Annotated in this window: 21 protein-coding genes; 11 read left to right on the top strand and 10 right to left on the bottom strand. The window is 71.8% G+C overall.

What is annotated here, in order from left to right:
- Positions 1–99: 99 nt before the first annotated feature.
- The gene (locus ACZ52J_RS33435; RefSeq protein WP_465624102.1) at positions 100–1,074 is read left to right on the top strand and encodes a GlxA family transcriptional regulator; all 975 of its coding nucleotides are present in this window, start codon (positions 100–102) and stop codon (positions 1,072–1,074) included.
- Positions 1,075–1,164: 90 nt separating this feature from the next.
- Here the strand turns inward: ACZ52J_RS33435 and ACZ52J_RS33430 are convergent, their stop codons facing one another.
- Complete coding sequence (locus tag ACZ52J_RS33430) at positions 1,165–1,359, bottom strand: hypothetical protein (protein WP_465624100.1); 195 nt, start codon at positions 1,357–1,359, stop codon at positions 1,165–1,167.
- Between the two features lie 442 nt (positions 1,360–1,801).
- Here ACZ52J_RS33430 and ACZ52J_RS33425 point away from each other — a divergent pair, with 442 nt between their 5' ends.
- On the top strand, positions 1,802–2,554 hold the full coding sequence (locus ACZ52J_RS33425) for a phosphotransferase family protein (RefSeq protein ID WP_465624098.1): 753 nt from the start codon (positions 1,802–1,804) through the stop codon (positions 2,552–2,554).
- 387 nt (positions 2,555–2,941) lie between these two features.
- Here the strand turns inward: ACZ52J_RS33425 and ACZ52J_RS33420 are convergent, their stop codons facing one another.
- Positions 2,942–3,814, bottom strand: a complete 873-nt coding sequence (locus tag ACZ52J_RS33420) for an NmrA family NAD(P)-binding protein (protein WP_465624096.1) — start codon at positions 3,812–3,814, stop codon at positions 2,942–2,944.
- A gap of 203 nt (positions 3,815–4,017) precedes the next feature.
- On the opposite strand from ACZ52J_RS33420, the gene ACZ52J_RS33415 reads away from it, so the two are divergent.
- Both ACZ52J_RS33415 and ACZ52J_RS33410 read left to right on the top strand, forming a co-directional pair.
- Positions 4,018–4,704 carry a TetR/AcrR family transcriptional regulator gene (locus tag ACZ52J_RS33415; protein ID WP_465624094.1) on the top strand — a complete coding sequence of 229 codons (687 nt, stop codon included), beginning with the start codon at positions 4,018–4,020 and terminating at the stop codon, positions 4,702–4,704.
- Positions 4,705–4,881: 177 nt separating this feature from the next.
- Complete coding sequence (locus ACZ52J_RS33410; protein WP_465624093.1) at positions 4,882–5,652, top strand: hypothetical protein; 771 nt, start codon at positions 4,882–4,884, stop codon at positions 5,650–5,652.
- Positions 5,653–5,719: 67 nt separating this feature from the next.
- Here the strand turns inward: ACZ52J_RS33410 and ACZ52J_RS33405 are convergent, their stop codons facing one another.
- From ACZ52J_RS33405 to ACZ52J_RS33375, 7 genes are all read right to left on the bottom strand, one after another.
- A complete protein-coding gene (locus tag ACZ52J_RS33405; RefSeq protein ID WP_465624091.1) occupies positions 5,720–6,085 on the bottom strand; it encodes a hypothetical protein in 366 nt (121 codons plus the stop codon).
- 148 nt (positions 6,086–6,233) lie between these two features.
- On the bottom strand, positions 6,234–6,989 hold the full coding sequence (locus tag ACZ52J_RS33400) for a YcnI family protein (RefSeq protein ID WP_465624090.1): 756 nt from the start codon (positions 6,987–6,989) through the stop codon (positions 6,234–6,236).
- 145 nt (positions 6,990–7,134) lie between these two features.
- On the bottom strand, positions 7,135–7,842 hold the full coding sequence (locus tag ACZ52J_RS33395; protein WP_465624088.1) for a hypothetical protein: 708 nt from the start codon (positions 7,840–7,842) through the stop codon (positions 7,135–7,137).
- A 458-nt stretch (positions 7,843–8,300) separates the two neighbouring features.
- Positions 8,301–8,918: a hypothetical protein gene (locus tag ACZ52J_RS33390; protein WP_465624086.1), complete on the bottom strand. Its 618-nt coding sequence runs from the start codon at positions 8,916–8,918 to the stop codon at positions 8,301–8,303.
- Between the two features lie 362 nt (positions 8,919–9,280).
- A complete protein-coding gene (locus tag ACZ52J_RS33385; RefSeq protein WP_465624084.1) occupies positions 9,281–11,317 on the bottom strand; it encodes a S8 family serine peptidase in 2,037 nt (678 codons plus the stop codon).
- Between the two features lie 268 nt (positions 11,318–11,585).
- Positions 11,586–11,789, bottom strand: coding sequence for a hypothetical protein (locus ACZ52J_RS33380; protein WP_360509708.1), 204 nt, complete (start codon positions 11,787–11,789; stop codon positions 11,586–11,588).
- Entirely contained in the window at positions 11,786–12,202 is a 417-nt protein-coding gene (locus ACZ52J_RS33375) for a carboxymuconolactone decarboxylase family protein (protein ID WP_465624082.1), read from the bottom strand. Before ACZ52J_RS33375 ends, ACZ52J_RS33380 begins: the two co-directional genes overlap by 4 nt.
- Positions 12,203–12,258: 56 nt before the next feature.
- On the opposite strand from ACZ52J_RS33375, the gene ACZ52J_RS33370 reads away from it, so the two are divergent.
- The 5 genes from ACZ52J_RS33370 (at position 12,259) to ACZ52J_RS33350 (ending at position 17,343) form a co-directional block, all read left to right on the top strand.
- Complete coding sequence (locus tag ACZ52J_RS33370) at positions 12,259–12,891, top strand: RNA polymerase sigma factor (RefSeq protein ID WP_465624216.1); 633 nt, start codon at positions 12,259–12,261, stop codon at positions 12,889–12,891.
- Positions 12,888–13,691, top strand: coding sequence for a hypothetical protein (locus ACZ52J_RS33365; RefSeq protein ID WP_465624080.1), 804 nt, complete (start codon positions 12,888–12,890; stop codon positions 13,689–13,691). Before ACZ52J_RS33370 ends, ACZ52J_RS33365 begins: the two co-directional genes overlap by 4 nt.
- A 291-nt stretch (positions 13,692–13,982) precedes the next feature.
- On the top strand, positions 13,983–15,200 hold the full coding sequence (locus tag ACZ52J_RS33360; RefSeq protein ID WP_465624078.1) for an alpha/beta hydrolase: 1,218 nt from the start codon (positions 13,983–13,985) through the stop codon (positions 15,198–15,200).
- 304 nt (positions 15,201–15,504) lie between these two features.
- On the top strand, positions 15,505–16,545 hold the full coding sequence (locus ACZ52J_RS33355) for an alpha/beta hydrolase (RefSeq protein WP_465624077.1): 1,041 nt from the start codon (positions 15,505–15,507) through the stop codon (positions 16,543–16,545).
- Between the two features lie 315 nt (positions 16,546–16,860).
- Positions 16,861–17,343: a nitroreductase family deazaflavin-dependent oxidoreductase gene (locus ACZ52J_RS33350; RefSeq protein WP_465624075.1), complete on the top strand. Its 483-nt coding sequence runs from the start codon at positions 16,861–16,863 to the stop codon at positions 17,341–17,343.
- A 109-nt stretch (positions 17,344–17,452) separates the two neighbouring features.
- Here the strand turns inward: ACZ52J_RS33350 and ACZ52J_RS33345 are convergent, their stop codons facing one another.
- Complete coding sequence (locus tag ACZ52J_RS33345) at positions 17,453–18,709, bottom strand: alpha/beta hydrolase fold domain-containing protein (protein WP_465624073.1); 1,257 nt, start codon at positions 18,707–18,709, stop codon at positions 17,453–17,455.
- 144 nt (positions 18,710–18,853) lie between these two features.
- Between ACZ52J_RS33345 and ACZ52J_RS33340 the strand changes: the two genes are divergently transcribed.
- Positions 18,854–19,891, top strand: a complete 1,038-nt coding sequence (locus ACZ52J_RS33340) for an SMP-30/gluconolactonase/LRE family protein (protein WP_465624072.1) — start codon at positions 18,854–18,856, stop codon at positions 19,889–19,891.
- A 113-nt stretch (positions 19,892–20,004) separates the two neighbouring features.
- Positions 20,005–21,060, top strand: coding sequence for an aldo/keto reductase (locus tag ACZ52J_RS33335; RefSeq protein ID WP_465624070.1), 1,056 nt, complete (start codon positions 20,005–20,007; stop codon positions 21,058–21,060).
- The last annotated feature ends 154 nt before the right edge of the window (positions 21,061–21,214 follow it).

Here is a 21,214-nt window from a genome sequence, read left to right as displayed (position 1 = left end):
GGTTCCGTGTGCGCCGGTTGTTCGGGCACGTCGTCAGACTGCCGGTACGGGAGGGTCCCTGGTGGTGGCGCGACGGCCACGGAGTGAAAGGATCCGGCCATGCACCATGTCGGCGTACTGGCCCTGGACGGCGTCGTCCCCTTCGAGCTCGGCATCCCCGCGCGGATCTTCGGCGCCGCCCGCGACGAGGCGGGCCGCCCGCTCTACACCGTCACCACGTGCAGCCTCGACGGCGGCCCGGTCCGCACCGCCGCCGACTACGCCCTCGCCGTCTCCCACGACGCCGCGCTCCTCGGCGCGGTCGACACCGTGGTCCTCCCGCCCTCGCACGGGCTCGGCCCGATCCGCGAGGAGGGCCGTCTGCCGGACGCGCTGCGCGAGGCACTGGCCGGCATCCGCCCCGGCACCCGCATCGTCGGCATCTGCACCGGCGCCTACGTGCTGGCGGCCGCCGGGCTCCTCGACCACCGGCCCGCCACCACGCACTGGGGCGAGGCCGACCGTCTGCAGCGGATGTTCACCACGACCCGCGTCGACCCCGACGTCCTGTTCGTCGACGACGGCGACATCCTCACCTCCGCCGGGGTCGCCGCCGGCATCGACCTGTGCCTGCACCTGGTCCGCCGCGACCACGGCAGCCGCATCGCCAACGACGTGGCGCGCTCCTGCATCGTCCCGCCGTGGCGCGAGGGCGGGCAGGCCCAGTACATCCGACGCCCCGTCCCCGAACCGAACGCCGCCGGCAACTCCGGCACCGCCGCCACCCGGGCCTGGGCGATGGAACGCCTCGCCGAACCCCTGACGGTCGCCGACCTCGCCGCGCACGCCCACACCAGCGTCCGCACCTTCTCCCGCCACTTCCGCGAGGAGACCGGCACCACCCCCGGCCAGTGGCTCACCCGCCAGCGCGTCGACCTCGCCCGCCACCACCTGGAAACCACCGACTGGCCCGTCGACCTGGTCGCCCGCCGCTCCGGCCTCGGCACCGGCGCCTCCCTGCGCCGGCACCTCCAGACGGCGATCGGCGTCAGCCCCCAGGCCTACCGCCGCACCTTCCGCCCGGCGGCTTGCTGAGACCGGCAACTACCTCGGGTTCCGGTGGAACTTCACCAGCGAGCAGGAACGCGAGGCGTGGACCAACGCCCGCAAGGCGACCGGCACCGCCTACGGGACGCCGGTGACCAGCACGGTCGCCATCGCCACCAAGGGCGTCTTCGCCGAGGCCGTCCTCGGCCGGGCCAACTCGGCGGAGAAGATCGACCTCACCCGGTTCTGGAGCTGGAAGGACTCGCCCATCCAGATCACCCCGGCCGACATCGCCCCCGTCTCCACCGCCTCGCGCGCGCAGAACCTGGACACCAAGGTGGCCCCCCTGGGCGCCTCCGAGGCGCGGTTCACACCCCTGATGGCGATGCCCGACCCGGCCGGCCTCCAGACCGCGCAGGCCATCGCCACCGCCAACCTGTTCCGCCAGCAACCTCAGCGCCCTCGGTGGCATGCTCAACCAGAACGGCAAGGACGGGGCGGACAAGAAGTGGTCCAGCCGCACCACCCGTCGGTGGGGCTGCGGCGACCCCCTGACCATCCCGCCCCAGCACCCGAAGAGCTACACCCGACACCCGTGCACGGCGCACCCGCGACCCGCCCCGACCGATTCGGGCGCGGGCCGCGGGTGCGGGGCAGGGACGGTCAGCGGTCGGCGTCGTGCGCGAGGCCGCGGACTGCGGGACGCGGTCAGCCGCGTAGTCGCACGTGAGAAACCCGGCGACGTCGGCGAACATCCCCGGGATACTGATCGCCCATGGATGAGGTCGAAGTCGTCGTCGCCCATTCCGAGCGTGCGACTCTGCGCGTCGGCGATGTGTTCCTGAAGGTGGACGCCGATCAGGCGCGCATCGACGTCGAGGTCGAGGCGATGTCCCTGGCGCCGGTCCCGACCCCGGAGGTCCTGTGGCGCAAGCCGCCCGTGCTCGCGATCGCCGCACTTCCGGGGAGGACGCTTGGGCGCCTCGGTGGGCCGTCGACCGGGTCGCCGACGGCGTGGGCAGCGGCGGGCACCGCCATCCGGAAGCTGCACGACGCGCCGCTGCCGCCTCGGCCGGGCCGGGCCGGCCGGAGCGTCGTCGCGCTGGCGGCGGAACTCGACGACGAGTGCGGGTTGCTCGTGACGAACGGCGTCCTGCCCGCCGACCTGGTCACCCGCAACCGCCGGGTCGCCGAGGCGGCACTCCGACCGTGGACTCCGGCGTTCACGCACGGCGACCTGCAGATCGCGCACGTCTTCGTCGACGGCGACGAGGTCACGGGCATCATCGACTGGTCCGAGGCGGGCCAGGGTGATGCCCTGTACGACCTCGCCACCTTCACGCTCGGACACGAGGAGCACCTCGACGACGTCATGGCCGGCTATGGCACCGACATCGACCTCGACATCGACGTGATCCACGCGTGGTGGTCGTTGCGAAGCCTGCTGGCGGTTCGCTGGCTGATCGAGCACGGCTTCGACCCCTTCGCACCGGGCTGTGAGGTCGACGTGCTGAGATCCCGGATGTGAGGCTGCGCGCGCCTGACTGGCTCTCAGCGCCTGACTGGCTCTCAGGGAGTACCGGAGCGCGGTTCCGGCGTCCGCGGTAGGCGAGAACGAGCGGCGGGGTTCCGGGCGGCGTGGGTGTGGTCGTCGCTGGAGGGCCGCGGGCGCTGGGAGTCCTGCCCCGTTCGATTTGCGGCATCGAGCCGGGAGGCCGCCGGGCGCACGAGGCGGACCCGCCCTCAAGGCCGTCGCCGCGGTCGCCGGCCCTCGGATCAGGCACGCAGTCGCGAAGAACCTCGACGTCCTGAAGGACACCCTCGAACCCCGATGACCCCCTGCACTCCTGACTGTCCGTTCACAGACGTCCGGCAGCGGAGGGGATGGTGTCGAAAAACGACTATCCGTCTACCGTCACCGGGAGCGTACGGCGGCCTCCAGGGCCTCGTGGACGGTCCTCGAGGGGTGGCCGATGGTGGCTTCCAGGGTGGGGTCGGTGACGTCGAACTCGCCGTTGCGTGATGCGCCGAACATCGTCAAGGCGAACTCCGCGGCCGGCCGCGGCATCCCGCCGGCGACTGCCGCGGACGTCCACTCGTCGTCGTCCAGGACGACTCGGGTGATGGTCCGACCGGTGATGCGGCTGAGGACGTCGGCGATGTCGGCGAAGTCCAGCGTGCGGGGGGCGGTCAGCGGCGGGGTGATCCCTTCGAGTGCTCCCTTGCCGGGCTCTTCGGTCAGGGCGGCGGCCGCGGCTTCGGCCAGGTCCTCGTGGGCCGTCCAGGACACCCGGCCGTCCTGCGGCACGGCGAGCGTGCCCGTCTCCAGCGCCGCGCCGATGTAGGGGCCCAGGGCGGAGGCGTAGAAGCCGTTGCGCAGGGCGGTGTAGGGCACTCCTTGCTGCTTGAGGTGCTCCTCGGTGGCCGCGTGGACCTTCTGCGGGGGGAAGCGCGATGTGGGGGAGGCGGCCTGGTGGCTGGTGTACAGGATGCGCCGGGCGCCGGCTTCCCGCGCCGCGTCGATGGCGGCGGTGTTGGCGGTCAGCGCGCCGGCGCCCCGGATGGCCGCGGAGACGACCAGGACGCGCTCGGCGCCGTCGAAGGCGTGCTGCAGGCTGTCGGGTTCGGTGAAGTCTCCCGCCCGGACTCGGACGCCGCGCTCGGCAAGGTGGGCGGCCTTGTTCACGTCGCGCACACTGACGCCGATCCGGTCGGCCGGTACCCGTTCCAGCAGGCGGTCGACGATCAGCGCTCCGAGGTGGCCGGTGGCTCCCGTGACGATCAGCATCGGTGGCTCCCATCTGATGTTTCCAACGGAACGGAAATTACGATAACACTGATAATACCGTTGGATGCAAGCACGGGCGTTCATCCGGCGGGCGATCCCGTGATCCGTTGGTGTCATAGGGTGGGTCGTACAATCGAGCGTGCCGCTGCCGGTGATATCAGCGATAACATCGCCGGTCATGCGTGCGCGATACCATCGCCCCCATGGCACAGAACACGCAGCGGCGAGACATCACCCGGGACCGCATCGTGAAGGCCGCGGCCGGCCTGCTGCGCGACCAGGGGCCGGCCGCGGTGACCACGCGCCGGGTGGCCCAGGAGGCCGGGCTGCAGCCCCCGGCCCTCTACCGCCTCTTCCAGGACAAGGACGAGCTGCTCGACGCCGCCGCGGACCACGTCTTCGCCGAACACGTCGCCGGCAAGCAGGCCACCGCGCCCTCGGACGACCCGGTGGAAGACCTCCGCGCCGGCTGGAACACGCAGATCGGCTTCGGCCTGGCCAACCCGTACGTCTACGGCCTGCTGCTCGACCCGGCCCGCGCACGCGACACCCCGGCCCAGGCCGAGGGCGTGCGGATCCTCGCCGAGCGTGTGCACAGAATCGCCGCCGCCGGACGGCTCCGGGTGAGCGAGGAACGCGCCGTCAACCTCATCCGCTCGGCGGGCATCGGCACCGTCCACACCCTGCTGACCCTGCCACCAGGGCAGAGCGACCCGCACCTGGCCGACGCCGCCTTCGACGCGATCGCCCGCGCCATCCTCGTGGACCGGCCCGCCGTCCCCACCCAGGACCCGGCGGCCGTCGTCGCGGCCTTCCGCACCCTCCTGCCCGAACTGCCCACCCTCAGCACAGCCGAAGCCGCGCTGCTCGACGAGTGGCTGCAACGCTGACCCGGCACCGCGCCACGGGCCCGGCCGCGACGACGAGCGGCCACGACGGCCGACGGCACTCGTGATCACGGCCGAGCGGGAGAAGGAACCGTTCACCCCGTCCGCCCGTCATCTCCACGGGGACTGCACGTACTTGACGTCCCGACAGCTCGCTACCGCCGAGGTCCGAGGAGATCCATGGTCGACACCGTCAACTCACTGGCCACCCGTCTTCACGACGTGCTGGTGGAACTCCTGACCAAGGGAGCCGCCGTGGCGGGCACCAGGGGCCTCCACGACGTCATCGCCCGTGCCACGGCACTCGGCCCCAGCGGTGCGTGGCTCGCCGCCGCGGGCCACGCGAGCCTCGGCGGGCTGGCGTGCGCGCAGGGGCAGGCGGAACCGGCCATCCTCCACCTCGAGGCCGCGGTGTCGGGCGGCTTCAACGACTGCGTGGTGCTCCACATGGCCCCCATGCTCCCGCTGCACCGGGACCCCCGATTCCAGGCCCTGTACCAGCGGATGCGCATCACCCCGGCCGACCTCGACGAGTTGTTCTGGCTGCACCGGGAAGCGCAGATCATGATGAGGGACGCCCAGCGGGCCGGCGTCGACAACATAGGCCGCCTCGACACCGGGGTGTCCCTGCTCCCGCAGGCCCCCATGCCGACCCGCGAACCGAACACCCTCGGCGTCCTGATCACCCGCATCGACGTCGCCGCGACCCAGACCGCACTCCAGCAGGCCGCCGTGAAGGCGGACCTCCAGCGCAGCTCCGGCAATGTCAGCCTCAGCCTCATCGACGACACGTGGGACTACTCCCGTGCCAGGCGCGACGCCTGGCACGCCGACGACCTGGAATCCCACCGCCTGCAGGCCGGCGCGGCCCGGGCCTTCGTCGAACGCCCCGGCGTCGGCACTTTTCTCATCCCCTGCCCGCCGCTGGGCTCGATCACCTACCCGGGCTGAGGACGGCCGCACGCACTGGGCGAGACCGCGACGCCCCCGCCGGCCGGGCGGGGGCGTCGGCGGATACTCAGGCCTTGGTCAGCCAGTCCTCTTCCAGACCGTCGAGGACGAACCCGTTCTCGAAGCGCACCCGGTATCTGATCCGAGCGCCGACTGCGCCGTCGAACGCTCCGTGCCGGATGACCTGCTGACGGAGGTCCTCGACCAGGTGGGCCGCGAAGCCGTCGAGCCGGGTGCCGCGGATCTGCTGATCGAAGCTCGCGAGGTGGTCCTGGGCCACGCCGCCGGCTTCCTTCGTCACGCCCGTGACGACGCCCCCCAAGCCCTCGGCCAGGAACAGCGGACCGGGGACGCCGATCCTGGCCGCTGGGTCGCCTGAGGTGACCTGCGTGTCCCTGGTCAGCTTCACCTTCGCGCCGGTCTCGTACGGCATGGGTGTACCCCCCTCGTTCGATCTTGGCCATGACGACGGTGAGCGTAGTCGAGATGCCTTGGAGGGAAAGGGTGTTCGGCAGGACCAGGAGCCCCACGGCTTGTTTTGCCCGGGCGGGCGCCCGGTTCGGCGCCCGCCCGGGGTGGTGTCAGGACTGCTTGCTGCTGCGGCGGCGCAGGCTCAGCACGCCGAAGGCGGTCCCGGCCACGCCGACGACGATGCCCACGATGCCCAGTGTCCGGGCGGTGCTGTCGGACGAGGACGAGGACGAGGACGAGGACGAGGACGAGGACCCGCCCGCCGCCGGCGCCGCCTGCGAACCGGCCGCCGCCGCGTGGTCGCCGTCGCCGCCCGCGGCGGCCTTGGTGAGCGCCAGGACCGGGGCCGGGTGCTGCGGCTCGGCCTGGCCCGGGGTGCTCTCGTCGATCCACCGCACGACGTTGCCGTCGTCGTAGGTCTGCAGGGCCTTGAAGACCAGCTTGTCGGTGTCCGTGGGCAACGGGCCGAGCGAGATCCGGAAGTCCTGGAACTGGCCGGGGGCGATCTTCGTCCCGGCGCCCGCGGTCCAGGTGATCTTGGAGACGGCTTCGGTGATCTCGTCGCCGTCGTCGGTCTTGATCGGGCTGGCGAGCTTGGTCTTCTCCGTCGTGGCCGTCCAGCCGGGGATCGGCTCGGTGGCGACCGAGGCCACCGGGTGATCGGTCGGCAGCGCGACTTCGAGCTTGGTCGTGGAGGCGGTGTCGCTCTCGTCGGGCACGCGGAAGGCTACCGCCGGGTAACCGCCCTGGGGCGCCGAGCCGGGTTGCACGGTCACGTGCGCGAACGCGGGGGCCGCGGCGGCGAGCACGGCGGTCGTGGCCAGTGCGGCCGCGGCGACGGCGCGGCGAGAGGTGGTGAAACGCATGAAGGGGGTTCTCCGTCCGGGAGATCGGCACGTCGCGGCCCGGTGTGGCGGCGCAGGGCCGCCCCGGGCGCTCGTGCAGTGTTCGGGGGTGTGGTCGACAGGCACGTCGAACCGGCGGCGCGGGCCCGGAAGGCCCGGTCGTCGGCTACGCACCCACCCCCTGCGGAGGCCCCCGCCTCACCAGGCTGTGCATCAGGACGACCGCCCCGAACACCGGTCTGCGGGCGGTAGGGACCGGGCCGACCCGACAGTCCGGCCAGGGCGCGGCCGGACCGGAGTCGCCGAGCAGGCGGGCGAGTGCGTCGGTGAACCGCCGACGCCAGTGACGCGCCAGTGCGGACAGGGTCCGCGCCAGATCCATCAGACGCCACAACGCCACCTCGACCCGGTGCAGCAGCCACCCGGTCAGGACGGCAGCGGCGAGGTGGGCGACCGCCATGGCCGGCGAGTGCCCGAGCAGCCCGCCATGGGTGACGGCGTGCGCGGCATGGCTCGGGGGCGCGGGGTGATGGGTGTGCACGTGCCCGCCGGGCATGGCCTCCGGCCGCTTCGGCGGGGCGGGCAGCCACAGGCCGGGGCTGGACTGGAACAAGAGGTGCAGACCCAGTTGGCCGACCGTGAACCCGCACGTGATGGCGGGCGACGACCGCTTCCGCCCTGCCCCGGCGACGCCGACGAGCACGACGAGAAACCAGCCGACCACCAGCAGCCCGGCCCCGACCCGACCGCCCGCGACGGTGTGAGCGGCCGCCGCCAGCGCGACACTCACCGTGGCAAGCAGCCCCGCCCGCACCACCCGCACGTCGGCGGCGGCACGAGGCCCAGGGGGATCGGGATCGGGGAGCGCGAGCATGGCCGCCCCATCATGACAGCCACGCCGGACCCGGTGAACCCGCCCTCGGAATCCGGCCGGGGAACCCGCCCGGCGTTCCGGTCCCGTCCTGGCAGTCCGGCACGGGCGGTGACAACACCCAGGTCTGGCCCCGGCCCGGCGGCTGGCCGATCTCGAAGGTGAAGTACCTGATGGTGAGACCACTGGCCTGCTGCGAGCCGTCGAGGCAGATGCGCTCCACGAAGGCACCCCCGAAGATGTACCGCAGATGTACCGCTTGACGATGTTGCCGGCGTAGTCGGTCAGTCCGGTGGTCAGGGTCTTGAGGCGTCCCTCGCGTCCCGCGATCGCGTCGTCGGTCCAGCGGTCGCGGGATGGGCGTCGTCAGCGCCGTCCTACCCGGCGCAGGGAGGGCAATGAGCCGGAACCGGCCATCCCGCCCCACAGCCGCGGCCATCACCACCCGCCCCGACGGGCCGTCATGCCGGGTCGAGCGCCGCCTCGATCTTGCGGGGGACCTCCGCGGCGGCGGACTCGGCAGCGCGGCGACGGCGGTAGTAGTGCACGGTGAGGATGCCGAGCAGCGGCCCCCAGGCGGCCAGCGGCCAGTACGACGCGTAGAAGACGAAGGCCTGCCAGCCGTGTGAGCCCACCCCGGGGTCGACGCCCCCGTCGATCCTGCGACCGAAGGAGATCATGGTCATCGCGTACGGCCAGAGCAGGGTGTTGAACGTCGCGCCGAGGCCGGCCGGGATGACCGCGGCGAGGATCGGCACCCGGCGGCCGCCCAGCCAGGGGATCCACCGGGGCCACACCTCGCCCCACCCGCTCACCAGACCGACCGCCAGGAACGCCAGCGCCTCACTGACCGCGCTCAGCCCGATGACGTACCACCATTCGAAGCCGAACCAGTCCGGCGGCGGGCGGCCGTCGCTCGGGGCATCCATCAGCGGGATCCGGAGGTCGACGCTCAGGACCCGCCAGAGCCCGGCGGGCAGTACGGTCAGCGTGATCGCGTAGGCGACCCGCACCGCCCAACGGGGCACTCCAGCCGCTGTCCGGCCGTGCAGCCCTGCCAGAAACGAGCGAGCGGTCATGAGGGGTCCTCCCGGTCCGGACGCCCGGTCGGCGCGGACGGTCTCTTCGTCCGCCGATCCCGTCAGCGCACCTTGCTGAATCGAAGATCGCAGCGAGAGGAAGGACGGCACATCCGCCCTGAGCACGGAGCGGCTCACCCTCGCGGGGGAGGCCGACCCCTGAGGAGTAGGACGAGTTCACCCGACCGCCGCGGCCGACATCGGTGGGCTCGCCGCTGCTCCGCCCGGCTCCGTCCGGATCCGCCCGGCTCCGTCCGGATCCGCCCGGCTCAGGCTCCGTCCGGCTCAGGCTCCGTCCGGCTAAGGCTCCGGCTCCGGCGCGGGCCGGAGCCGGAGAACGGCCGAGGAGGCGTCAGCCGGCGTCAGTCGATGCGCCAGGCCACGGCGTAGGGCTGGGCGAACTTGGTGATGCGGTGGGCGCGGACGACGATCTCGGCGTCGCCGGCCGGGATGCCGTCCCAGTGGACCTGTTCGACGTTGTTCGCGCGGTCGAAGCCGGGGTCGGTGCCCATGTTTCCGTGGCGTTCCGTGCCGCCGGCGCGGACGATCAGGTCGAGGTCGTTCTGCAGGGCGGCGCCGGGCGGGTCGGTCCAGACCAGGGTGATCTTCAGGGTGTGGCCGGCGTCGGGGACGGGGACGCGGAAACTGCGTTCCTTGTCCTGCTCCAGCTCCGCCTCGTCGACGAAGCCCGCCCGGCTGCCCGCCGGGTTGCCCGCCTGGCCGCCGGCCCCGTCGCCGTTGCCCGGGAGGACGACCGAGCGGGTGAGGTTGACGCGCCCGAACCCGGAGTTGTTGTTCGGGGACGCGCCGGCCTCGGTGGGCAGGTACTGGCCCGGCAGGTCCTCCGCGCCGTTGATCAGCATGGCTTTCAGCAGCGCGGCGCTCGGCTCGGGCGTCCCGTTCTTCACCAGCGTCTCGCGCAGCACCGCGACACAGCCCGCGACCAGCGGGGTGGCCATGCTGGTGCCGCTGTCGAAGAAGAAGGCGGGGTCGGAGGAGACGCCGAAGAGGGTGCTCGGCGCGGCGGCGCGCGAGTGCGTGGAGAGGATCGAGGTACCGGGCGCCACGACGTCCGGGCAGATCCGGCCTTCCTGGGTGGGACCCCGGCTGCTGAAGGCCGCCATCCCCTTCGGATCGGTCGCCTGCGGGTCGTCGTGGATCGGGCTCACGGGGAAGGACATCGAGTTCAACTGGCCGTAGGTGAGGGGGATGTGGGGGCGGCTGCTCTCGCTGGCGCCGACGGTGATGCAGTTCTTGGCCCCCGCCTGGCCGCTGACCGACGCCTGGTTGATGCGGCCGCTGCGGTCGCGGTCCTGGCCGCTGTTGCCGGCCGAGAAGCAGATGACGAAGTCCTTGTGGTCCCAGACCATCTGGTCGGCTTCGAAGGCGCTGCTGTCGTACGGCAGGCTCGGCTGGACCGGACCCCAGGAGTTGCTGTGGACCCGTGCCCCGTCCTCGTTGAAGGGCGGTCCGAACAGGTCGGCGAGGTCGGTGGGGATTCCGCCGAGCCCGCCCTGGTCGTCCAGGAGCGACTGCAGGACCAGGGTGGCCTCGGGGGCCGTGCCCTGGACGGCCTCTCCCATGGGGGCGGACGAGCCGTCGCCGAGAATGGAGCCCGCCACGTGGGTGCCGTGGCCCTTCGGGTCGTCCGTCCGGTCGGGGCCGGTCCGGCCGAGGGCGGTCAGGCGCTTCACCCGTCCTTTGAAGGCGGGATGCACGTCGGTCGTGGAGCCGAGGTCGAGGCCGGTGTCGGCGATGGCCACGACCTGGCCCTCGCCGCGGAACCGCGTCCCGTCGAGCGAGATCCGGGCGTTCATCAGCCCTGCGGCGACGCTGTTGTGCAGTCCCATCACGGGGACCTCCTCGACCTGCTGCACCTCGTCGAGGGCCGCCAGTGCGGGCAGGTCCCTCTCCCGGACCTCCATCCGTACCTTCCGCCGCTCCGGCCGGATGGCGCCGGCGTCGGCCCCGGTGGCCGCGGCGATCCGCTGCCGGACGGCGTCCGCGCCCGCGTCGACGTCCTCGTGCAGGACGATGTCGACGGTACGGGTGCGCGAGCCGGCCGCCTCGAGGGGATCGGCCAGCACGGCGAGGGCCGGCCGCATCCGCCCCGACCGCAGCGAGGGCGCGATCTTGAAACCCTTGAGGTACACATCCGCCCAGGCCACGAACGGCAGCGCCCGGACGGCCGCCAGATCGGAGGGCCGGTAGCCGCACAGATAGGTGCTCTCCGGCACGTACTCATGGATCATCACACCGAGCCGCGCCAACTGCTCCTTCTCCTCGGCGGTGGGCACATGGGTGGTCTGGACGAGCAGGTAGTCGGACGCGGAGGCGTCCTCGGAGACCAGCGACGCGTGGGCCATCTCGATGGACTGGGCCAGCGGATCGACGGTCACGCCGTTGATGGTGATTCGGGCCAAAGCGGACTCCCGGGTCTCGCGATGCGGAGGGGCGGTCGCATCGTGTCACCGATCGGGTACGGCGTGTGGCAGGCGAGGCCGCATCGGTTCGTGTACGGCGCCGGGGGAGGTGCGGTGGTTCGGGTGTCGGCACCGGGATCCCGGCCCGGGCCGTCCCGGCTTGGACGGCCGTGCAGCCGCAGGTATCCGGCGACGGCCGGATTCAGGCCGCCGGGGTCAGGCCGCCGGCGTCGGACCGGCGGGTTCAGGCGGAGTGCAGGGTGATCAGGCGGACGGCCGGGGCCGAGACCACCTGCACCGTTTCGGTGCCCGGCAGGCGCAGCTTGGCGAAGCCGCCCTGGAGGGAGACCAGTGCCTGCGGTACCGAGGAGGTCGGCTTGCCGTCCGCGTTCACCACCGTGTAGCCGGCGACCAGTTCGACGGACGCCTCGTTCCAGTCGTCACTCATGCCTTCACCTCGGGGAAGTCCAGTTCCGGACGCGCCAGGTGGTTGTAGTAGTCGGAGAGCGTGTTGAGCGCCACGTGCGCGACCACCTCGCCGGCTTCCGCGTCCGTGACGCCGGCCGCCCTGATCAGGGCGCGGGTCTCGTCGCTGATCTGTCCGTGGGTGCGGATGAGTTCGTGGGCGAGCGTCAGCAGGGCCCGGGTGTGCGGGTCGGTGTCCGTGGCGTCGCGGGTGGCGAGCAGTTCCTCGTCGCTCAGCCCCAGCTTGCTGCCGCGCAGGGAGTGCGCGCTGACGCAGTAGGTGCAGTCGTTCTCCTGGGCGACCAGGAGGGCGAGCTGCTCGCGGACCCTGGCCCGCAGCACGCCGCGGGTGAGCCGGCCGACGGTGAGCGCCAGAGCCCATGTGATGTGCGTCATGGGAACGGCTTGAACTGTCGCACCAGATAGTGGGCGTGGACTATTCGGATCCAGAGATACGGACTCGGGTGCGTGCCGGTGACCGGGACGCGTTCGGGCAGCTCTTCGACGCGTACGCGCGCTCGGTGTACAACCACGCGTTCCGGCTGGCCGGGGAATGGTCGGCGGCGGAGGACGTGATGTCGCTGACCTTCCTGGAAGCATGGCGTCAGCACGGCCGGGTCAGCGCCGAGGGCGGGTCCCTGCGGCCCTGGCTGCTGGGCATCGCCACCAAGCTGGTCAGCAACCAGCGCCGGGCCGCCCGGCGGCACTGGCAAGTGATGGCCCAATTGCCGCCCGTACCCGAGGGCCTCCCCGACTTCGCGGAGGAGGTGGCTGGGCGGATCGACGACGCGGCGCGGATCGCCGCCCTGCAGGAAGCGTTTGCGCGGCTGCGGCGGCCGGACCGTGAGGTCCTGGCCCTGTGCGTGTGGGCGGGCCTGGACTATCAGGAGGCCGCCGAGGCCCTCGGCGTACCGGTGGGCACGGTCCGTTCCCGGCTCTCCCGTGCCCGGGCCAAGCTGCACCGCCTCACCGAGGCGGCCGCCCGCAAGGCTCCGCGGAAAAAGAGGGAACCCGACTTCGCCCCGCACCAGATGAAGAGTGGGCCCGCGACCGCGGGTCTGTCCCCCAAGGAGGCACACCAGTGAACGCCGACCAGCGGCCGGATCCGGTCGAGCGCGCCGAACTGCTCGGGCGACTGCCCGTGCCGGCCGAGCGCGACCTCCCGCCAGGACGCCATGCCCTACATCGGGAGCGCCTGATGAGCCGGATCGAACTCGACACCCCCGCCACCTCGCCCACCAGGCAGCCCGCCAGGCCGCGCTTGCGACGACGGCTGGCCTTCACGCTCGCCGGTGCCCTCGCCGTGGGCACGGCTGTGGTGGGCGTGACGCTGTACGACCGGGCGAACAGCGGGCCGCTGAGCTCCGTCGAGCTCTCCAGCTGGACCAGCACCCCGACCCCCGTGGACACCTCCACCGGCCGGGGCGCCTCCACCCTGAAGTGGTGCCTGGAGGGGATGCCGGGCGCCGGCGAGCCCGTCACGATCACCAATGCGGACCTCCGCGGCAAGGTCACCTCCATGGTGGTCGCCCGCGGCGGCACCGTGATGCTCTGCTACGTCGCCTCGAAGAACAGTGGGCTGTCGATGGCGGTCGGTGCCGTGAAGCCCGTTGCGCGCGATGTGATCACCTATGACACGGGCGGCTCCCACGGCAGCGGTTCGGCGACGTTCAACTACGCAGAGGGTTTCGTCGGAGCCGACGTCAAGGCGGTAACCATGAAGGACGCCGGGCGAACCTTCGAGGTCACCGTGCAGGACGGCCGCTGGACCGCATGGTGGCCCGGCTCCGACCACAACAACGGTGGCGTGCCGGAGTCGGTGACCCTCACCCTCGCCGACGGCACCACCCGCACGGTCACCGGGGACTCGCTGTTCCCCAAGTAGGCCAGGTCGGCCAGGTCGGCCGGCGGCTCACCGCGCGAGGCCAAGCAGGGCGGTGGTAGTCGCTCGGCAACGGTGATCACGTGGCAGGGCTGTCCGGGGCCCCGGCCCCGCAGTGGCGGCCTCGATGACGAAGGCCTCGGACGACCTGGCCGGGCGGTCGAGGGCGTGCTCCGCTTCGTCGTTACCGCGTCGCCCGCGCCGTGGTCGACGTCCACCAGGGGGCAGGCCCTCGGCAGCTCCCAGGAAACTCCCAGAAAACAGCAACCGAACGGCCGTTCCAAGCTGTCTCCCATGCGACCGGGCACACGGGCCCGGGCGGCACAGAAACCGGGCACGAACGCGATGAACCTGACTGGCAGTCCCTTCCTCGTCCTCACCGTCGTGCTGTTCGCGGCCTCCATAGCGCTGGCCATGGCGCAATGGCTGGGCAGAGGACCCCTCTTGGGGGCGGGACGTACGGCGCAACGACGGCGCACGCCGCTGCGCGCGCTCTCCTACCTCGGCACCGTGCTGCTCTGCCAGTTCACCGCCGTGGCCATGGTCTTCGTGATCGTCAACGACGAGAACCAGCTCTACGACAGCTGGGGCGACCTGCTGGGCACCGCCAGCCACGTCCGGGCCGTGCCCGTGCCTCCGAAGGACGAGGGCCTGGCCGGCGAGGGTGCCGCCGGCGGCCCGTCCGGCTCCCACGCGCCGAAGGTGGCGCAGGCCTTCCACGCGCCCGACTCGGACGCGGTACCCCGCAACGTGAAGCAGGCCGACCTCAAGGGCAGGCTCTCCGGCGTCGACGGCGAGGTACTCGTCTGGACGCCGCCGCAGTACGACGACCCCGCCTACAAGGACAAGACCTTCCCGGTGGTCGAACTGCTCGCCGGATACCCCGGATCCTCCAGCGCCTGGTTCGGCGAGGCCATGGAGGCGACCAAGCAACTCGAACCACTGATGAAATCCGGCCAGGTGACGCCGTTCATCCTGGTCGCACCGCGCGTCACCCTCCTCGGCACGACCGACACCGGCTGCGCCGACATCCCGGGCAAGGTCAACGCCGACACCTGGCTCTCGCGCGACGTCCCGCAGATGATCGCGGACAACTTCCGCGCCGACACCACCCCGGACCGCTGGGCCCTGTCCGGCTACTCCGCCGGCGCCCACTGCGCCCTGCGCCTCGCGCTCGCCCACCCCAACCGCTACCGCGCCGCGATCAGCATGTCCGGCTACAACGACCCGGCCGGCGAACCGAGCTCACTGACCGCCAAGGACCCGAAGCTGCGCGAGAGCGCCAACCCGCTCTACCTCCTCACCCACGCCCCGACCCCGCCGAACGTCGCGCTCTACGTGACCGGCAAGCGGGGCGACGGCCTGGAGGACGCGACCGCCCTCCAGCAGGCCGCGAAGAGCCCGACCACCGTCACCCCGTTCGAGACCACCGGCGCGCACCTGACATCGACCTGGAAGCCGCTGGTCGTCCCGACCTTCAAGTGGCTGACCGGGATCATCCCGCCCCGCTGACGACGGCCCGGCCGCGGGGCGCGCTCGCTTGCGCGCGCTCGGTGCACCCCACTGGAGCGGACAGCCCTCAAGGCAGGCAACCGGCTTCCCGCCGCGCGCGGCGGACCGCGACGCCTGGGTGCGGGGTGAGCCCGCCCGCCAGGATGTCGGCGGACCGCGGCGGGCGGGACGTCTTCGCCGTTGGGCTCCTGGCCTTGGACCGCGGACGCCCGTGCCCGCACCCAATCGTCCTGAGGTCGGGGACCCAGGACCACTGCTCGGTACCGGCAAGGCCGGGCCTGATATCGATCGGAGAGCTTTCACCATGCAGCAGCCGCAGTCACACCCCACCCGCGCCCGTGCGGTCCTGGCCGGTATCACCGCGCTCGCACTGTGCTGCGCCCTGGCGGCCTGCAGCGGTGGCGGCAAGCAGGCTGCCGATCCCAGGGCGGGTGACAACGCGGCGGCGGGCACCCCGTCCACGCCCTCCGCCGCGGCGAGCAGCACGCCGCCGAAGGACTCCAAGGTCATGATGCCGACCGGCCCGGCCACCGACCTGAAGAAGGCCCGCGACACCAAGGCCGGCCCGATCATGATGACCACCCTGGCGGGCAAGAAGTCCGGCGTCTCCGCCCAGGTCTGGGTCTGGCTGCCGCCGCAGTACAGCGACCCGGGGTACGCCAAGTTCGGCTTCCCCGTGCTCACCCTCTACGCGGGCGGTCAGAGCAACGGCTACAACACCTGGACGGACAACCAGCTGCCGATCCAGGAGATCGACGCCCAGCTCGTCCAGGAGCAGAAGGCGCACCCCTTCATCATGATCATGCCGGTGCAGAACCTGACGGCTGACGAGCACCGGTCCCTGGACTGCTCCGACATACCCGGCCAGCCCAAGATGGGCACCTGGCTGTCCCAGGACATCCCGGACTTCGTTCGCACCAACTTCCGTACCCTCAAAGGCCCTGACAGCTGGGGCCTGATGGGCGCCTCCAGCGGCGCGGACTGCAGCGCCAAGCTGGCCCTGCAGCACCCCGACCTCTACAAGGCCGCCGTACCGATCGACGGCGACTTCAAGGCGGACTCCTTGCTCTGGAAGGGCCACGAGGCCGAGCAGGCCGCCAACGGTCCCGACAAGCTGATCGCCACCAGCAAAGCCGCCGTCAAGATGCTCGCCACCGCCGGCGGCGGTACCCCCTACGAGGTCAACCTGGTCAAGGCCTGGGTCGCCAAGGCTGTCCCCCCGACCACCGTCGAGTACTACGAGCAGCCCGGCGGCAACCACAAAACCACGGACTTCGAGAAGCTGGTCCCGATGTCCCTGGAATGGCTCACCAAGAACCTCACCGGTCCACAGAGCGACAGTTGACGACTCGCGAGAGTGCCGGTCGAGGTTGTTGCGCCTGAGACTGTGGGGCCCGCTTCACCTCCCAGGGCGGCATGCCCGGCCTACGACGGGCTGTGGCGAAGCTCTACAGCTGTCCTGTCTCCTTCGACCTTGCTGCCGGAGGATGTCCTGACCTGCGCAGACACAACCTGCGCAGACACAAGGCCAGGTGTGACACCGGAACCTTGCCGTCGCACGTGAAGTCGTCGGCAGGGCGGGAGCGGCGGTCTCCCTGTGGCGCGAGGCTTGTGTTGGAATGTCCCGACATGATCCGTGCACGACGATGGGGTGAATGCGATGCCTCTTGAGGGCGAGTACGAGCCGAGTCCGGCGCAGTGGGTGCGCGAACAGGTCGAGCTGTACGAGAGTTCGGGTGGCGCACAGGGCGCAACGCTCTGGGACACGGGCCTGCCGGTCGTCATCGTCACGATGCGCGGCGCGAGGAGCGGCAGGATCCGCAAGATTCCGCTGATGCGCGTGGAGCACGAGGGGCGGTACGCGGCGGTGGCCTCGAAGGGCGGCTTCCCACGCCACCCGGCCTGGTACTTCAACCTCAAGGCCGATCCGCAGGTGGATCTCCAGGACGGCCCCGAACGCCGGGGCATGAGGGCCCGTGAGCTCACCGGGGACGAGAGGGCCCAGTGGTGGCAGCGCGCGGTCGCCGCGTATCCGCCGTACGCCGAGTACCAGGAGAGGACCCACCGCGTGATCCCGGTCTTCGTACTCGAACCCGAGCCCCTCGCCGGGCCGGCGAAGGACCCGGCGCCGACGGGGAACTGAGCTTCGGCCCAGCCCGGCCCAGCCCCGCTCGGCCCCGCTCGGCCCCGCTCGGCTCCGCTCGGCCCCGCTTGCTCGGCACGGCTCGTCGATGCGTGCTCGGGCGCCGAGTTCAGCTGGCGGGAGTCGTCCCGGTCGCCGTCGGGCGGGAGAGCCTGTGGGTGGTGTTCCGGATGAAGCGGCCCGCGTGGTGGAGGGCGTCGGCGGCTTCGGGCAGGAACGACCAGAAGATGTGGAAGTCATGGGTGGCCACCGGGTACAGCTCCAGGCGGACATCGACACCGTCTTCGCGTGCACGGTCCACCAGTTGGCGCGCGTCCGCGAGAAGGGGGTCGCCGGTGCCCGCCTGGACGAGCATCGGCGGCAGGCCGCTCAGGTCGGCCGTCAGCGGGCGGACGACGGGATCGTCCGTCGGGTGGCCGGCAAGGTAGTCGGTGATGAATCGTCGCCGCAGCGCTTCCGCCGTCAGGGCCGCCGGCTGGGGTTCCTGCGGTTCGTCGTCCAGGACGCGGCCTGCGAGGTCGACGCCCGGGCAGAGCAGCACCACGCGGCCGGGCAGCGGCAGTTGCCGCTGCCTGAGGGTGAGGAGGACGGACAGGGTCAGGTGCGCGCCGGCGGAGTCCCCGACAACGGTGACCTCCCCTGGCGTAGTCCCGCTGTCCACGAGCCAGAGATAGGCACTCAGCGCGTCCTCGACCGCCGCCGGATACGGATGCTCGGGCGCAAGACGGTAGTCGGGCAGCAGGATGCCGACCTGGCACTCGGTGGCGAGGGCACCGGCCAACGGCCGGTAGCCGAAGGCGGATCCGCTGACGTACGCGCCGCCGTGCAGGAACAGAACCGTGGCGCTCGCCTCGTTCGGCGGCGTCAGCAGGAGGGACGGGACGCCGTCGGCGTTGACGGGCCGCACGGTCACCTCGGGCGGCGGCGCGAACTGTGCGTGCAGCGCCTCGTACGCGGTGCGCAGCGCCAGCAGCTCCCGGTCCGTCGCGTCACCGACCGGCTCCCAGTACTGGGCCATGCGGGCGGCGAGTTCACCGCCGATCCGCCTGGTTGCCGAGACCGCCTCGTCGACATCGTCGAGGACCCGGCGGGCGCGGTCGAGCAGCGCCGCTCCGGCCAGGGTGAGCTCCACCTGGTGGGTGGAACGGCGCAGCAGATCGCAGCCGACGAGTCGTTCGAGTGAGCGGATCTGCCGGCTCAGTGCGGGCTGCGACACGTACAGCTGTGCGGCGGCCCGGCCGAAGTGCAGTTCGGTGGCGACCGCGACGAACGCCCGCAGATGACGCAGTTCGATCGCGTCGGGTGCCTGGGGGAGCTGTACCAGCCTCCCCGGCGGTCGTTCCTGGTCCGCGTTCGCCGTGGTCATGAGGGCGAGTATCTCCCGGACGTGCGGCACGTGGTGATGCGATCCGTGCATCACCGCATTGCGCATTCGGCCTTTCCCCCGGCGGATCCGGGAGTGCGAGCGTAAGCGTCGGTCCGCAGCACTCCGACGAACCGAAAGCACACCATGCGTACATCTCGCACCATGCTCCGCGCCTTCGCCCTCGCCACCGTCATCGGCGCTGTCGCCACGGCCGCCGCGCCCCTCGCCGCGGCGGCACCGGAGGCACCGGAGGATTGGCGTCCCCCTGCCGCCCATCGCCCGACGGTGTGGGCCATCCCGGGAACCGACGCGGGTCCGGAGGGGATCGCCCGGGACCCGTACCAGCCGTACTTCTACACCGGGAGCACCGGTGACGGTGCCGTCTACCGGGGCGACCTGCGCACCGGGGCCGTCGAGCCGTTCCTGGCGCCGGGCGCCGACGGGCGTGCCACCGCGGTCGGGATGAAGGTCGACGCGCACGGACGCCTGATCATCGCGGGCGGCTCCACCGGGAAGGTGTGGGTGTACGACACGCACACCCGCAAGATGCTGCACACCTTCGACACCGGCCTGACCTCCGACGCCGGCCCGACCGCGGGCTTCCTCAACGATCTGACCGTCGCCGACGACGGCGACGTCTACGTCACCGACTCGGTGCAGCCGCGCCTGTACCGGATCGCCGCCGACCAACTCGGCGGTCACGCCCCGGCCACCTCCCGGCTGCCGGTGCTCGAGGAGTTCGCCGGCACCCCGATCGTCTTCCGCGACGGCTTCAACCTCAACGGCATCGTGGTCACGCCGGACCAGCGGTACGTCATCGTCGCGCATGACAACGACAGCGCCCTGTACCGCATCGACCGCCGCACCAAGGACATCCGCAGGATCGACCTCGGTGGCGCGGGCGTCACCGGCGACGGCCTGTTGATGCGCGGGCACACGCTGTACGCGCTCAGCAGCGTCGACCACATCGGCGACAACCACAGCATCGTCGACGTCGTCCGGCTCGACGCCGGGTACGCCTCCGGCACCCTCGAACGGCGCGCGACGAACCCACTGCTCGACCGGCCCTCCACCGGGGCCTTCGACGGCGACGCGATCCTCGCCGTCAACTTCCAGTGGGCCGTCACCGATCCGCACCTGCCCTACTCCGTCGTCCGCGTCCCGCTGCGCGATCTGACGTGACGTCCGACCAGGCACGTTCCCGTTCGGCAGCAGCAGCAGCCGCAGCAGCAGCGGCGAGGACCACGAGCAGAACACCGAATGCAAGGACCAAAAGGACCGAGGAGCACACCGGCATGACGCATGACAGCCTGCCCACCCGACGCCTGGGCACCACGGACATGGACATCACCCGGCTCGGCTTCGGGTCGTGGGCGGTGTCCGGCTCCGGCTGGGCGTTCGGCTGGGGCGCGAGCGACGACGCCGAGTCCGTCGCCGCGATCCGCCACGCCCTGAAGCGGGGAGTCAACTGGATCGACACCGCCGCGGTCTACGGCCTCGGGCACTCCGAGGAGCTCGTCGGCAAGGCCATCGCCGATCTCCCCGAAGCGGACCGGCCCTTCGTGTTCACCAAGGCCGGGCTGGTCTGGGACCCGGCCGACCCCACCGCGTCCCCGCGCCGGATCATGAAGGCCGCCAGCGTACGCCGCGAGGTCGAGGACTCCCTGCGCCGCCTGGGCGTCGAGCGGATCGACCTGTACCAGGTGCACTACCCCGACACCGGCGAGTCCCTCGAGTACACCGGCCACGGCACGGGGGCGGTGTCCCCGAACGCGACGCCGTTGGCCGAGTACTGGCAGACCATGGCCGACCTGAAAGCCGAGGGCAAGGTCCGCGCGATCGGCCTGTCCAATCACGCCGTCGCGGAACTCGACGCCGCCGAAGGCATCGCGCACGTGGACGCCATCCAGCCGCCGTTCTCCGCGATCAACCGCACCGCCGCCCTCGACATCGCCTGGGCCGAAACCCACGGCGCCGGCGTCATCGCCTACTCCCCGCTCCAATCCGGGCTCCTGACCGGCGCGTTCACCGCCGGGCGCGCCGCGAACCTGCCCGCCGACGACTGGCGCTCCGCGCACGCGGACTTCACCACCGGACTCACCGCGAACCTCCGGCTCGCCGACGCGCTGCGCCCGATCGCCGAGCGCCACGACGTCACCGTCGCCGAGACCGCCGTCGCCTGGGCCCTGGCCTGGCCCGGCATCACCGGCGCCATCGTGGGTGCCCGCACCCCCGCCCAGGTCGACGGCTGGATCGGGGCAGCCCACGTCAACCTCACCCCGGCCGACCTCGACGAGATCGCCGCGGCCATCACGACCACCGGGGCAGGAGCGGGCCCCTCCCGGGCCTGACCGAACCTGACCGGGCCTGACCGGGGGCAGGACGGCGTCGGGGGGGGGGGGGGGGAGGACCCCCCCCCCACAACCACTTTTTCCCACGCGAGCTTGGGGAGGGGGGGCGTTTCCTTCGTCACAAACCCCCCCGCCCCCCCCACAACCAAAACTA

Source organism: Kitasatospora sp. NPDC034035 (assembly GCF_055575755.1).
Note: the sequence above shows the minus strand (reverse complement) of the source record. Positions and strands in the feature narration are given on the sequence as shown.